Origin of the sequence: Leeuwenhoekiella parthenopeia, from assembly GCF_020782115.1 — a bacterium.
Classification (GTDB): Bacteria; Bacteroidota; Bacteroidia; order Flavobacteriales; family Flavobacteriaceae; genus Leeuwenhoekiella; species Leeuwenhoekiella parthenopeia.
In genome coordinates this window covers 88,870-104,029 of the sequence record NZ_JAJGMW010000010.1, presented here as the reverse complement: position 1 = coordinate 104,029, position 15,160 = coordinate 88,870, and the positions used below count along the sequence as shown (strand labels likewise).

Below are 15,160 nucleotides of genomic sequence, written 5' to 3'. Positions count from 1 at the left end.
TATGAATCAGGATTATATAGTGCCAGCACCCTGGGCCATTATTGAAGAAGGGTTTGAGAAAGATCGCGTAAAATCATCAGAGAGTTTGTTCAGTATCGGTAACGGTGCTATGGGACAGCGTGCCAATTTTGAAGAAGAATACAGCGGCAAAACCTTTCAGGGAAGCTACATTGGCGGAGTTTACTATCCCGATAAAACCCGTGTAGGCTGGTGGAAAAACGGTTATCCCGAGTATTTTGCAAAAGTGCTTAATGCACCCAGCTGGATAGGCATTAAGGTGAAAGTTGATGGCGAATCTCTGGATTTGAACACCGCTAAACGTGTTTCTAATTTCCGCAGAGAGCTCAATATGAAAGAAGGCTGGCTGGGCCGCAGTTTTGAAGCAGAACTGCAAAATGGCGTAAAGCTTAAAGTTGAGTCTAAACGTTTTCTGAGCCTGGCGCACGATGAGATCGGAGCGATACATTATGAGGTAACCCCGCTCAACAAAGACGTTAGCATCAGTTATGAACCTTATCTGGATAGCGGAATCACCAACGAAGACACCAACTGGGACGATAAATTCTGGAATACTCTGAGTGTTGAGGAAGATGGTAACAAAGCCTACATCACCGCGCATACGATGAAAACCTTTTTCTACGTGTGTACAGCGATGGCCAATACCTTTACCGTAGATGGTAAAGAGATTTCACTTACCCTTAGTACAAATAAAAGCGATACCTACATTGGTCACGTTTACGAGACCGATATTCGCGAAGGCGAGACTTTTGGCATTCAAAAATATGCCGGATATATTACCTCTTTCAACCACGATCAAAACGAGCTGAAACAGGCAGCTCAAAAGGTTCTTGACACGGCTCTAGATGCCGGTTTTGATAATTTGTTGGCAAAACAAAAAGAAGACTGGGCAGAAATCTGGTCAATGGCTGATATCGTGATAGAAGGTGACGTACGTGCTCAGCAAGGTATCCGTTTCAATATTTTTCATCTCAACCAAACGTATCTGGGTAAAGATTCCCGTTTAAATATTGGGCCAAAAGGCTTTACCGGTGAGAAATACGGAGGTTCTACCTATTGGGATACCGAAGCTTACTGTCTGCACTTTTATATGGCGACCAAAAATCAGGATGTTGCCCGCAGCCTCCTGACCTATCGTTACAATCATTTGACTAAAGCGATTGAGAACGCCGCTAAGCTTGGTTTTAAAGATGGAGCAGCCTTGTACCCCATGGTAACTATGAACGGCGAAGAATGCCATAATGAGTGGGAAATTACGTTTGAAGAAATACACCGTAATGGTGCGATGATTTTTGCCATTCGCGATTACGTGAAGTATACCGGTGATTACAGCTACATTCCTGAGAAAGGACTTGAAGTGATGATAGGCGTTGCCCGTTTCTGGAAACAACGCGCCACCTGGTCTGCTCAAAAAGAAAACTATGTAATTCTTGGTGTGACCGGTCCCAATGAATACGAAAACAACGTAAACAATAACTTTTATACCAATTATCTGGCTAAATGGTGTCTGGAATACGCTGTTGAGCATTGTAAAAATGTAGCAAAAGAATTCGGGTCAGATTACAAGCGTATTGTGGGTCAAACCGAATTAAAAGACGAAGAATTAAAAACCTGGGCTGAAGTTGCCGAAAAAATGTATCTGCCTTATTCAGAAGAGAAGGGCGTATACCTGCAGCAGGACGGCTTCTTAGATAAAGAATTGGTTACTGTGGCCGATTTGCCAAAATCAGAGCGACCCATTAACCAGAAATGGAGTTGGGACCGTATTCTACGTTCACCTTACATCAAACAGGCCGATACTTTGCAGGCGTTTTATGTGTTTGAAGACGATTTCAGCGAGGAGCAATTGAAGAAACATTTTGACTTTTATGAGCCGTTTACGGTACATGAATCTTCCCTAAGCCCTTGTGTACATGCCATACAGGCTGCAAAACTGGGGCAGATGGATCAGGCTTATGCGTTTTACCTGCGTACCTCACGTCTGGATCTGGATGATTATAACAAAGAAGTTCACGAAGGCTTGCACATCACGAGTATGGCCGGTACCTGGATGAGTGTGGTAGAAGGTTTTGGCGGAATGCGTATTAAAGACAATACCCTGTCATTTGATCCTAAAATGCCGGATGCCTGGGATGGATTTTCCTTTAAACTGAATTATAGAGATCAAATCTTGAAAGTAGCCGTGGGTAAAAATAAAACCGTTTTTACGCTCAACGAAGGCGACGACCTTAATCTTTTGATACACGGAAAAGGGGTGACTGTGAAAGCGGGCAGCTCAGTTGAGGTTTAGTCTTTAGAAAATGAATAAAACCAAATACTCCTAATACGTAAGTTATTAGGAGTATTTTTTTACTATGAAACGAAATACATTCTCTCTTATCAAGGTTTCTGAATCCAGGTTAGATAATTCTTGGCTAAAGTTTCATCTGGAAAGTTTTCAAAACCTTATAAAATCTCTTGAATCAGAGCAACTCAAGCCGGAAACTGTAGCATATATCAATACTGAAATTGAGCGTGTTAATATGGAGTTCAAAAATGAAAAACGCTTTAAAAAGCAACTGGTAAAAGCTAAGTCAGACCTATTGATATTTCTTGAAAAAAATGAAAATCTGGTAGCAAAAAATCATTACCGTAGGTTATGGATGGTCGTTGGGCTTTCGGCATTTGGAATGCCTATAGGCATCATAATAGGTTTGCTTGTAGGAAATATAGCTCTCTTAGGGGTGGGATTACCCTTAGGAATGGTTGCGGGCACTATTTTAGGCACCCGGTTAGACAAAAAAGCTGCCGCAGAAAACCGACAGTTAGATTTCACCCGTTAGTTTATCTTCACCGGACTTTCCTGCTTTAGTGGCATATAAATGTCTGCTTTCCATTCCAGCTCATTGCCTCCCATATTTGGGTTGTTAAAAAAAACCTCTAAAGGCTTGGCATCAACTTCGATATTATTTTGCTTTGCGTAAGCTAATAAAGCGTACCAGGCGCGGTCTGAAGTGATATAATTTCCATTATATACTGCGTGAATTGCTTCTTTTTCAAACAGGCGTTTGTATTTGATTCCGTCTGTTATAGGTAAATTTTCGGAGCGTATAATTGGGAAGCAAAAGTTGTATGAGATGCTGTCTGTTTCCTGATTCCACTCAGTTACCTCTACAAATGGAGGTCCGTTCATTTCTACATTATTACGTGCCAACACATCGCCTATATACCCGTAATTACGCATCATTCCCAGCGCTTTGGCTTCCTGCATACTTTTAAGCGGAATGTAGGCGCAATAGGTTGAAGGTGTTTTCTCAATGCCCGTTATTTCGATTTTTATTTGCTTGAGGTGTTCATTCAGCGTCTCAAAAAACTCCATCACATTTGCGGTACTACGCTCCTTAAAAAGTGTATTGGCAAAAGGCACCGTTAGCCGGTTTTTTAGGCTGTGCTCTGCATCTTTGATACCTACACTTACCTTGGTAATTGAATCGTTAAGGGCATAAGCGTGATAGGTATAGGTAACCGTAGAATCTCCAAACTGCCTTTTCTGAACAATAGCCGAAGTTCCGTGCTGCTCGGTAATTGTACTCGCCGTTAAATTGCTATTCCAGCTTTTTACAGACTGAACAACCGTACCCGGCGTGGTTTTTACTTTGAAATTGATGATGTAATCACTGGGTTTTACAAAAAGATACCAGGCGAGTGCAACAAAGAGCAGGGTAGCCACTACAAAACCAATTTTCTTGATCATAGATTCTAATTTAAATCGGGGTGTGATTTAGTATTTAATAAATTGAAAAGATCTAGTTTCCGCTGTGCGAAAGGGCTTCGCCGTCGTTTTTCATGTGGAGGTTATTAACGATATGCTGCCCCAGCTGGCGACCTTGTTTTAAGCCTTCCTCTATGGCCGCACGGTAATGAATACCACCATATAATCTGCTTAAAGCAGCTTCTGATGATGCTGCTCTAAATGAAGTAAAGCTGCGCACCGGTAAGCCATAAGCGGTCTCCGTGTCGTCATCAAACTGAAAATTATCCCCATAAATTTCGGTAAGTACTTCTGAGGCAGCACCGGAAACTACCGAATGACCGCTGCTGTATTCAGGAAATGGCGGGGTTTGTAATACCGGCGCCCAGCTGTCATCGATATATTGGTTGATCAGGGTCTCCGGACGAATGAGGTTACTGCGGTATTTTTCATCCCAGCAGCTGATAAAGCCATCAAACAGGGCGATTGAAGTTTTGGTATACGCATAAACCGTTTCCATCAGGTCTGCATTGTTCTTTTTGGTAGCGATCTTTACAATCCCAATCCAGTGCCCGCCCGGAGTGATTTTTTTGGTTGCAAACATCAGATGGCCTTTGTGGGTTGACACATAAGGGTTACAATCCCAGAATTTTGCGATTTGCGCTTCCTCAGAGTCATCACCCTTAGCCGTCATCTCGTTGCGTACGTTATAGACTTCCATCAATTGCTTGTGGAACTCGCTGCCTTCTTCCATCGAAAAGGCCGGTGGAGGCAGAGGCTTAAACTGTGAAGCCGAGTCGAGCACAAAAGGACGAATCTTCATCCAGTGTGGTTCAATCCCGTCCATATAAGCAGGAGGAGTGGGTTGCCAGCGTGAAGGATTATCAGCATTTACCGAAAATTTGGGCATCGTACGGGTTTGTTTGTAATTGTCGCCATCCATCCAGCTTTTGATGTGGTCGGCAACCTGAAGTCCGTATGCTTTTGACGCCGCGAGTTCGTCAGCGTTTTGATCTTCCCAGGTTTTATACAGACTGTCGCGAACCTCGGTGATTCGATCTTCACTAAAAATAAGGCTTTTAGCCATCTCCATTTGTGCGATCAAAGCCGCTACGTCATAGTTTACAGCAGGATTTTCAGCCTTTGGCGTTTCGCCCAGACCATTTAATTTACCGGCCAGCGAATTATACTCGGGATGGTTTTGGGCCAAAACTTCATAGGCCGCAATATTGGAATAGGCATAAATACGACTCGCCACCGGAGGTGAAAAAATATCGTGAATAATAACCTCGGTAACTTTATCTACGGCATTGTTGTAGTCATCGGGCGTAACGCTAAGAGGCTTCTGCTCGGTGTTACACGAGATAAAAACACATATACTGAAAGTCAGGATTGAAATATTCTTAAACATAATTCTAAACTTCTTGTTTCTAAAATCAGGGTTGTAAAGCATAAAGCTGAACAGGCGCGTCATTTACAGTTGCCATCAAATAAGCTTTCCCGTTTAAACGAATTACAGACAAATCACGTATGGACTTCCCGGCAAACTTTAACCCGAGTTTTTCACCCGAAATGATGTTGCTTTCACTGTTAATTAAAGCCCCCGTAAAACTGTCGAGCCTTCCGTGAAAGGGTTGTACGCCAAAATAATTTCCACCTGCGAGCACCTCTTCCTTACCATCGCCATCAAAGTCAAACAGGCAAAAAGCCATAACAGGAGCAACCTGTAAATCGCGCGCTAAAGGTACAAAATCAAATGAATTTCCATTATTTTGTAAGTATCCGGTTTTCAGGGTGCTTACGTTTAAAATTTTGGAATTCTTTAACTGTTCGGCGCTAAGAATTTCCTCGATGCTCTGACCTGCAAAATCCCGGTAACTTTGATACTTTTTACGGAGGCTTACCACCTGTGACGCCAGCGCATCGAGACCCATAAGCGGATAGTATTTACCGTCTTTTGCTGTGGTTACGATGGTTTCAGTTTGCCCGTTAGTGTCAAAATCGCTGTAGTACATTTTCATAGGCGATGCTGCCGAAGCCTGAAACTTGCTGTTTTCGCCCCAATTTCCCACAATATAATCGGTATCACCATCATCATCTATATCAAACGGAATGATGCTTTGCCAAAGCCCTTCGAGGTCTTTTTCGGTTTTAGAAACCCGTTTGAGTTTGGTGCCTTCGTTTTTTAGAAAGGTTGGCGCCATCCACTCGCCCACCGCGATCAAATCGGCTTTGCCGTCTGCGTCAAAATCATCCCAAACCGCAGCCGTGACCATACCCAGTTCTTTGAATTCCTGCGCTACGCGAAAAGTACCCTGATTGTTTTCGAGCAAATAGGAGGAAGGCAACTTCCCAAAACTTGCCGTGACGCTCTGTGAACCCGCAAATACGTCAAGATCGCCGTCGCCGTCGTAATCGTAGGTCGCTAAAACCGAAGTGTTTTCAAACAATTCCGGCAGGGCCGAAGCTTTAAAACTAGCTCCCTCGTTAAGATACAACACATCAAGCAAGGGTTTCGAGCGGTTGTAAAAATCACCTCCGCCGGTACCGGTCATCAAATCGTTTTTACCATCGTTGTTGAAATCGGCAATCACAGCAACCACTTCTTCGTTAATCGAATCGTTTTGGATTCCTGGATATTTCGTTTCTACAAAAGTTGAATCGCTTTGGAGATAGATTTTGCTGGAAATATACTTAGAGCCGCCAAAGAACAAATCGGTTTTGCCGTCGCCGTTTAAGTCGCCCTGAGCCACAGCAGGTCCGCGATCTCCCACCAGATAGGGAATTAATTTCTCGCGGTCAAAATCAGAATAGGCATCCTCGCGATGCACAAAATCAAGACCCAGCGAGTCGGTTACCGGTTTGAAAAGCAGTTGTCGCTTCGGTCTAAGTGCAGCATAGTCAAAGGGCGAAGTGTTTTCCTGTTTGACCTGCAACGTCTGATTTGTAGCAATATTGGTTAGCATCTGGCTCGTACGATCTGGCCAAATAATACGTATCGAATCTACCTGTTTTTGGTTTGCAAAGCCAAAATGAATCACCGGCTCAGACGATGCCTGAAAACCGCGTACCGGATACAGTTCTTTAAATTGCTGTACACCCTTTGCGTAGGCATAGACTTTCGCGCCCAGCGCAAAATCATTTCGCGAAGCCGACTTCAAATAGATTTTAAGATAACTGGCTTTGTCGTTGGTCTGATTGATATAAAGGGTAGGAGCGGTGTTGATGTTATTAGTGACCAAATCAAGATCTCCATCATTGTCGAGGTCAGCATAAGCTGTAGCGCCCGACACGAGCGTGTCGTTTGCGATCCAGGTTTCACTTCGGTCTTTAAACTGAAGGTCTTCACTGCCCTCATAAACATAGTTGCGGGTAACGCCGCCGGGCATAAGCTCCAGGGCTTTTTGATCTATCAGTGCCGTGTTGTTTATTTTATTCTGAATCTGATCGCTCGAAACAAACTTGATGTAATCCAGATCGTTAGGTCTTTTGGGGATTCCGTTTGAGATAAACAAATCCTGCTGCATATCCTGATTGTAATCGCCAAAAAGCGCACTCCAGCTCCAGTCGGTCGCAGCAACCCCACTTAATAATGCGGTTTCCTGATAATCGCCACCCTCACGGTTTATAAACAGCATATTGCGGGTAAACTGATAATGATAGCCGTAGCGGTCTGTGCGCAAACGCTGTGTTTGAATGTTGTCATCGCCTTCCGTTGACTTGAGTACGTTTTCATCCTGCGGCAACATATCAAGCGAAATCAAATCGGGCCAGCCGTCGTGATTGAGATCAGCCACATCGCTTCCCATAGAAAACCTGCTGGTATGCCCAAAATGGCCTTTTAAATCTTCGGTAAAAGTACCGTCGCCGTTGTTGATGTAATAGTAATCATCCTCGTGAAAATCGTTACCAATGTACAAATCGGGAAAGCCGTCCAGGTTAAAATCAGACACCGCGATGCCCAGGCCATACGAATTGATTCCGCCGTAAATACCGGCTTCTTCGCTCACGTCTGTAAAATGCCCATCGTCGTTGCGCATCAGGCGGTCTCCGGTTTGCGGATTTCGCTCGTAGCGCAATTCGGCTTTGCCAAAAGAACTCTGCGTATGCACCGCGTGATTGAGAATGTACATATCCAGATCGCCATCCAGATCGTAGTCTAAAAAAGCAGCAGAAGAGGAGAAGGTGTCAAGGTCCAGGCCGTATTGCGCAGCGCTTTCGGTAAAGGTGCCGTCGCCGTTGTTGATAAACAGTTCGTTGTAGCCATCCAGACCGTTGAGGCCTACCACGGCGCACACGTAAATATCCAGAAAGCCGTCACCGTTAACATCGCCCATCACTGCTCCGGTATTCCAGTCGCTGTTTCCGGCCACACCGGCGGTTTTGGTTATGTCTTCAAATTGCAAATTGCCCTTGTTGAGGTACAACTGGTTTTTTACCTGATTTCCTGAGAAATAAATATCCGGTAATCCATCGTTGTTGATGTCGCCTATCGCGAGTCCGCCCCCGTTGTAGAAATAGAGGTAGTCGAGGATGTTCATGTCCTCGTTGGCGGTCAGTGTATTCTGAAAGCTGATACCGGCCTTTTGCGTATCGGGATTGGTAAACAACTTGGGCTTATCTGAGCACGAGTAGCTAAGCATCCCAAGCAGGGCCAGCAGGCTTATTTTAGTTATTGAGTTCAAAAATCTTCGGTTTTTTATCGTTTATGGCAGCTATGACAAAGGTGTTTCCGTTTTTATCGCTAAAGGTCGCCAGTTGCTTCACTTCATCTTTTACAAAAAATCCGCTTTTGCTGTAATTCTGCCAGTCAAAATTATCGCCGCCCGTGTTGAGCAAAACGTTACCATAGTTGGCATCCAATTGCGAATATTGCGGTTTAAATTCAAAATTGTTGCCCGCCATAATAAGGTCTGCAAGGCCATCTTTATTTAGATCTGTGGCCAAAATATCACACACGCAGGACAATTGCGTCTGGTAAGGCAGGGCTTTAAAGCTGAAATTCCCCTTGCCGTCATTAATCGCGATCACTGATTGGGAGTAACTCACTTCCTTTTTGATCGCGTTTTTAAGGCTCTCGGGTGAAACGATCTCGTCAATAAAACGGCTTGCGTAGTCTGAAGCTTTCAGGTTTTGCTTTTTAAGCGAAGTCATTTGCGCCGTGATCTCTTTCTTCTGATGCAGCGGATAATCCTTTCCTTTTTTACGCATTGTGGTGATCTGCTCGATGGTGCCGTTGTTGTCAAAATCGTTGATGTACATCACCATCGGGTTTTCGACCGTGGGCAGGTAATGCAGGTTTTCGCCCTCGTTACCCAAAACCAGATCCATGTCGCCGTCGTTGTCAATATCGGTTGCCGCAAGCGTATTCCACCAGCCTGTTTTATCGCTCAGATTGCTTTCCTTTTCGGAAAGTCTGCGGCCCGAATTGCGGTAAATGTGTGGCGTGCCCCATTCGGAAACAGTGATCAAATCGTCAAAACCGTTGCCATCAATATCAAGCCAAAGCGCATCGGTGACCATTCCGGCATCTTTGAGATCGTAAGCCAGACGCTCAGTCGCATCTACAAAAATGCCGTTGCCGGTATTTTCTAAAAACAACTGCTGCGGATCAACCCCGTAAACGCCCACCACACTTCGGGAACCAATAAACACATCCATATCGCCATCGCCGTCAAAATCATTTGGTGCTACCACGCTCATATTCTGAAAGGCCGAAGGCAGTTCGTTAGGTGATTTGGTGAAATTCCCTTTGCCGTCGTTGAGGTATAATCGCGGTCGGAAAAGTTCTTTTTTATCTACCTCGTTTCCGCCCGAAGCTACCAATAAATCGAGGTCTCCGTCACCGTCTGCGTCAAAAAGCGCAGCGGCGGTATCTTCGAAATAGTCGTCAGTCGTAAAAACGGCCTGATTTTTAGGAGTCAGTTTTCCGTCACCGGAATGCAGATAGAGTGTAGCCACGCTTCCGCTAGGGGCACCCACAAATACATCGTCGTTTCCATCTCCATTAACATCGCCCACGGCAAGAGCCGGACCCTCCTGCGAAAGTTTTTTGGCGATCAAACCTTCATAATCAAAGTCGTTGTAGGCGTTCTCCGGATTGGCTTTGAGACTGCCATTGCTAAGCTCCGTGAGTAACTGGGGCCCTGTGTTTTGCTTGCGCGGAATAAAAGTTTCGGTGGCTTCTGCCTGACTAAGGTTTAGGGTTTGATTGGTGGCAACATCAGTCAGCAATTGGGTTTTGTCATTAGGCCAAAGTACGCGTAGCGAGTCGAGCTTTTGCGTTTGCCCCAGACCTATAGTCATCTCATAATCCATAGAAGACTGAAAACCGCGCACGGGATACAATTCCTGATAAATCTGCTGATTGTCAAAATACAGTCGTACCGAAGCACCCACGGCAAACGGATTTTTCTCGCCGCCTTTAAGGCTGATGTTGAGGTAGCGCTTTTGGGTTTGCTCTTCGGCCTCATTGCGGTACACAAAAGCCTGCATATTCACATTATTAACCACCAGATCCAGATCGCCGTCATTATCAAGGTCCCCGTAGGCCGAACCGTTTGACATACCCGGCTGGTCAAGTCCCCAGAGCGTGGCTGCATTTTCAAATTTCAGGTCTTTTTTGTTTCGGTAAACCGCATTCACCAAAGGTTTTTTCGGCATTTTATTGATGATAGAATCAATAGCCTGGCGTTTGCCGGTTAAAGCCATATTTTGAATGATTTCGTTGGCGAAAAAATCAACGAAATCCAGGTCAGTCAGATCGTGATTGATACCGTTTGTGACGTAAATATCGCGGTAGCCGTCATTGTCCAGGTCAACTAGCAAGCCCGCCCAGCTCCAGTCGGTCGCATCAACGCCACTGTAATAAGCGGTTTCTGAAAAACTGCCGTTACCGTTGTTGATCTGTAGCGTATTCTGAATGAACTGTTGGTAAAAGTCTTTGCTCTGCTTGAGTTTGTACACATTGTAGCTGTCAAACTCCATCACCGATTTTACACGCTCTTCCGGCTCGGGAAGCATATCGGTGATAAAAATATCCTGCAAGCCATCGTTGTTGACGTCTGAGATGTCAACGCCCATCGCCGAAAGCGAAAGGTGCGAGGTCCAGTCTTTAATCTCTTCGCTAAACGTACCATCCTGCTGGTTGATGTACAGGTAATCGCGCTCGTAAAAGTCGTTTGAAATGTAGATGTCGGGCCAGAGGTCGTTGTTGATGTCTGTGACCATCACGCCCAGGCCAAAGCCAATAAGACTGCCGTAAATGCCTGCTTCCTCGCTCACATCGGTAAAGGTGTCTCCGTCGTTACGCATCAAGAGATCGCCCACACCTTTAAAAATATCGGGTACATTTTCCCAGTTTTCAGCACGGGTATCGCGTTGCTCGGCATAGCCCAAACCACTTACAGGCACGTTGCTGTTGTTTAGGATATACACGTCGAGATCGCCGTCTTTATCGTAGTCAAAAAAGCTTGCTTGAGTGGAGAAGCCGGTTTTTGCAAGATTGTATTGTTCTGCTTTTTCGGTAAAAGTAAGGTCGCCGTTGTTGATGTACAGGTCGTTATCGTGGTTGTCGCCTTCCATATTCCCTGCGTTGCTGACGTAAATATCAAGCAGGCCGTCTGCATTTACATCGGCCATCACCACACCGGTAGACCAGGGTTTATCACCAGCTAAACCGGCTTTTTCGGTAATGTCTTCAAACTTGAAATCGCCCTTGTTGAGGTAGAGTTTGTTTTGGCCCATATTGGCAGTCAAATAGATGTCTGCAAGTCCATCGTTATTGATATCGCCAATAGCCACGCCACCGCCGTTGTAGAAATTGCGGTATTTGAAAATATTGAAATCTTTTTCGTTCTGGATGGCATTTACAAAATCGATACCTGTGGTTTCAGGCCCCAAAAGACTAAAAAGTTTGGGTTCCTGAGGCCCGGTTTCCTGGGTTTCTGAACTGTCTTTGCCGCAGGCTGCAAAAAGAAGGCATAAGCCGAAAAAGGTAATTTGCTTTAAGCTATTCATAAACACATTTTTCATCAATTATATTTTTTAAGCACAGGTGCGCTATGCTATAATCAGGTTTTCGGATATTAATTATTACAAGCCCATTTTGGGCTTTTTTATAAAAATAGGTTTGTCGTTGTTGCGCCCCAAAATAAGATAGGGTTCGCTGTTTAAATTAAAAAATGCACTGCTGCGCACCGCTCCGGTAATGTTAATTTTCGGTGCATCTGCGTACTCAAATGTTGTGCCTTTATTGAGTAAAAATACACCGTGAGAAGCGTCGAGTCTGCCCAGTTGGGTGCTGATTTCACTATCGTTGCCAAGCAAAAGCAGATCTTCACGTCCGTCTTCATTAAAATCGTAAGCCACGATGTTTTTCACGCTGGTAATTTGAGCCATAAAAGGAAGCTGATGTGCTTTAAAACTGAAATTACCGGTGTTTTCAAAATACGTACTTGCGAGAGTAAATACCTGTTTTTTTTCGGCTTTTTTCAGTTTCTCTGCGGAAAGTAAATCGGTAATGCTCGCTTTCGCGAAAGCTTTATAACTCAGAAAACGTTTGTTGAGATAGGGCAGCTGTTTTACGAGTTCGTCTTTAGTAGCCAAAACCGTTTCGGTTCCTTTATAAAAATAAGTAGTCACCGGATCAATTTTTCCGTTAGCGTCAAAATCGAAACGGTACAGGTTCAGCGGCTCTTCAACCGAAGCATTAAGGCGGGTATTCAGGCCCCAGTTTCCGGCAACGATATCTAAGTCTCCGTCTCCGTCAAAATCGGCCACCTGAAGGCTGTTCCAAAGTCCGTTTGTGTAGTGCAAACTTTCCGAATCCACCGGTTTTAATTGCTTTCCGTCATTAGTAAAGATGGAAATCGGCATCCAATGGCCGCATACGATAGCGTCGGGATAACCATTTTGATCGAGGTCTGCCCAAATGATGTCTTTTACGTTGCCGATGCTTTCAAATTCAGGAGCATAGCTTGAGGTAATATCTGTAAAATTACCGGAGCCGTCGTTTTTCAACAGGTACTGTTGTGGTGTGGCGCCAAATTCCTGCGGAACCAAATCAGCTGTAATCGAAAGATCGAGACTTCCATCCCCATTGAGATCTACCGCCTTAATCTGAGATGCATTAAGATTAATACCTTCAAATGCGTTTTCCGACTTCTGAAAGCTTCCGTTTGTGTTGAGGTAGAGGCGGGGAGTAAGTGCTTTTCCCTGAGTGAACTCGTTGCCACCGCTGGCGATGACAATGTCGGGAGTGCCGTTTCCGTCTGCATCAAAAATCGCGACCGCAGTATCTTCGTTGATGGCATCGTCATCGGCTTCGGGTAAAAAAGACTCGGTTAAGCTTCCGTCTTTATTTTGAAGGAAAAGTGACGTTTTTTGAGCTTTGGCACCGAGAATGATAAGGTCATCCAATCCGTCCTGGTTAAAATCGGCCCTTTCAATTTGCGGACCCGTATTAGTACCGGCGTAAGGCACGAGCGGATCGCGGCTAAATTCGATGGAAGAACCGTCTTTATGCGTGAAATTGAGGTTCAGAGAATCCTGAATCCAGTTGATTTCGGGCTTTATCAAAGTTCTTGTCAGGGGTTTTACCTGAGCATTTTTTTCTTCTAAAACCAAACCGGTTTTGATGTTTTTCAAAGACTGGGTTTTCCCAGAAGGCCAAAGGACCTGAAGTGAGTCAATTTTGGAAGCTTTACCCAAACCGATTACTACCGAAGGCGGTACGGCAGACATAAAACCGGTTGTGGTATAATTCTCAAAAAACTGAATGGTATCGCCAGAGAAGGTGGTGAGTTTTGTGCCGATTCCGAAGGTGTTTTCTTTTTCTCCCTTAAACTGAATCTGAATCCCGGGGTTTGTGGTTTTATTCTCCAGGATAAAAGCTTTCGCGTTGATGTTATTCACCACTATATCGAGGTCGCCATCATTATCCAGATCGGCATACGAAGCTCCGTTGCTAAACGAGGGAATGTTTGCGGTCCAGCTCTGGGTTACATCGGTAAAGCTGCCGTCAGCGTTGTTTTTGTAGGCGTAATTGGGCACATAGGTTTGGGGTAATTGCTTGATGAATTCGAGTTCGGCTTCAGACATGTTTTTGCCCAATCGCTTCTGAATAGATTCGTTTGAGATAAAACTCACGAAGTCCATATCATTGGTTGCGCCCAGAATCCCGTTGGCAATGTATAAATCTTTAAAGCCGTCGTTGTCAAAATCAGCCGCCAGCGGACTCCATGACCATTCGGTTGCGGCGATACCGCTTTGAAAGGCGGTTTCGGCAAAGCGGTTGTTGCTCAGATTGAGTTGCAACGCATTTTGCATAAACTGATAATCGTAACCGTTGCGCAATTGATTTTGATAGATGGGGTAAGTGTATTCGGTACCTGAAGCTTTCAATACTTCGAGATCTTCGGGTAGCATATCAAGGCTCAAAATATCGGGATGACTATCGTTATTGAGGTCTGCAATGGCGCTTCCCATTGAAAAGTGGGATGTGTGTCCTAACAAATCCTCGGAAGTATTTACCTCTGTAAAGCTTCCATCCTGATTGTTGAGATAAACGTAGTCGTTTTCAAAGAAGTCATTGGCAATATAGAGATCCGGGTAGTTGTCATTGTTTAAATCAGATACCGAAACCCCAAGGCCGTAGCCTATTTTGCTGCTTAAAATCCCGGCGGCAGAAGTAACATCTGTAAAATAGCCGTTGTTGTTTTGGAAGAGTTTATCGCCGCGCAGGCTGTCTGAAACCGTGCGTATTGCTGCCCGGCCGTAGTTTGAATTGGGATGAACCGAGTGGTTGAGCAGGTACATATCGAGATCACCGTCCAGATCGTAGTCAAAAAAAGCAGCTTGAGTTGAAAGCCCCGCATAGTCGAGACCGTAATCTGCGGCAGCTTCTTTGAAGGTAGGAACTCCGTTTTTTACGCCCTGATTGACATACAGTTTGTTGCGACCTTGAAGATCCAGATGTCCACTTACCGTACACACATAAATATCAAGAAGGCCGTCTGCATTTATGTCGACTGAGGTAACACCGGTATTCCAATCGGTATTTGTTATTCCGGCTTCTTTGCTGATGTCTTTAAATTTTAAGTTGCCCTGATTGAGATAGAGCTTATCGTTAACCAGATTTCCGGTAAAGTAAATGTCTTGCAGTCCGTCATTATTAAAATCTGCAATTGCGGTACCGGCGCCATTGTAGAAGTACAGGTAATTGAGAATGTTGAGTTGCGTTGTAGTGGTCAGGTCATTGCTAAAATCAATGCCGGTATCTTCAAGAGCCGTCAGCATAACAGACTCTCGGCTTTGTTTCGTACAGGATGCTACTAGCAACAGAGCAATTAATAAATAAAGACAACTTCGGGACATGAAGACTTGTTCTAAAATTTGGGGAAATATAGGCAC

General features: G+C 44.7%; 7 protein-coding genes. 2 read left to right on the top strand and 5 right to left on the bottom strand.

Annotated features, from left to right (window positions below; genetic code table 11):
• The first annotated feature begins 1 nt into the window (after position 1).
• Positions 2-2,308, top strand: a complete 2,307-nt coding sequence (locus LLW17_RS09385; RefSeq protein WP_228229995.1) for a glycoside hydrolase family 65 protein — start codon at positions 2-4, stop codon at positions 2,306-2,308.
• Positions 2,309-2,372: 64 nt separating this feature from the next.
• The gene (locus tag LLW17_RS09380) at positions 2,373-2,840 is read left to right on the top strand and encodes a DUF4564 domain-containing protein (RefSeq protein WP_228229994.1); all 468 of its coding nucleotides are present in this window, start codon (positions 2,373-2,375) and stop codon (positions 2,838-2,840) included.
• On the opposite strand, the gene LLW17_RS09375 is transcribed toward LLW17_RS09380, so the two are convergent.
• The 5 genes from LLW17_RS09375 to LLW17_RS09355 form a co-directional block, all read right to left on the bottom strand.
• Entirely contained in the window at positions 2,837-3,751 is a 915-nt protein-coding gene (locus LLW17_RS09375) for a GyrI-like domain-containing protein (protein WP_228229993.1), read from the bottom strand. The genes LLW17_RS09380 and LLW17_RS09375 overlap by 4 nt on opposite strands.
• A gap of 52 nt (positions 3,752-3,803) precedes the next feature.
• A complete protein-coding gene (locus LLW17_RS09370) occupies positions 3,804-5,159 on the bottom strand; it encodes a vanadium-dependent haloperoxidase (protein WP_228229992.1) in 1,356 nt (451 codons plus the stop codon).
• A gap of 25 nt (positions 5,160-5,184) precedes the next feature.
• The gene (locus tag LLW17_RS09365; RefSeq protein ID WP_228230032.1) at positions 5,185-8,391 is read right to left on the bottom strand and encodes a VCBS repeat-containing protein; all 3,207 of its coding nucleotides are present in this window, start codon (positions 8,389-8,391) and stop codon (positions 5,185-5,187) included.
• 25 nt (positions 8,392-8,416) lie between these two features.
• Complete coding sequence (locus LLW17_RS09360) at positions 8,417-11,767, bottom strand: CRTAC1 family protein (protein ID WP_228229991.1); 3,351 nt, start codon at positions 11,765-11,767, stop codon at positions 8,417-8,419.
• 75 nt (positions 11,768-11,842) lie between these two features.
• Positions 11,843-15,046, bottom strand: a complete 3,204-nt coding sequence (locus tag LLW17_RS09355) for a VCBS repeat-containing protein (RefSeq protein ID WP_228229990.1) — start codon at positions 15,044-15,046, stop codon at positions 11,843-11,845.
• Positions 15,047-15,160 lie beyond the last annotated feature (114 nt).

Bases quoted from the DNA above. Each gene is read 5' to 3' on its own strand.
- LLW17_RS09365 (WP_228230032.1), bottom strand. From the start codon at position 8,391: ATGCTTAGCTACTCGTGCTCAGATAAGCCCAAGTTGTTTACCAATCCC.
- LLW17_RS09360 (WP_228229991.1), bottom strand. From the start codon at position 11,767: ATGAATAGCTTAAAGCAAATTACCTTTTTCGGCTTATGCCTTCTTTTT.
- LLW17_RS09355 (WP_228229990.1), bottom strand. From the start codon at position 15,046: ATGCTGACGGCTCTTGAAGATACCGGCATTGATTTTAGCAATGACCTG.
- LLW17_RS09385 (WP_228229995.1), top strand. From the start codon at position 2: ATGAATCAGGATTATATAGTGCCAGCACCCTGGGCCATTATTGAAGAA.
- LLW17_RS09375 (WP_228229993.1), bottom strand. From the start codon at position 3,751: ATGATCAAGAAAATTGGTTTTGTAGTGGCTACCCTGCTCTTTGTTGCA.
- LLW17_RS09370 (WP_228229992.1), bottom strand. From the start codon at position 5,159: ATGTTTAAGAATATTTCAATCCTGACTTTCAGTATATGTGTTTTTATC.
- LLW17_RS09380 (WP_228229994.1), top strand. From the start codon at position 2,373: ATGAAACGAAATACATTCTCTCTTATCAAGGTTTCTGAATCCAGGTTA.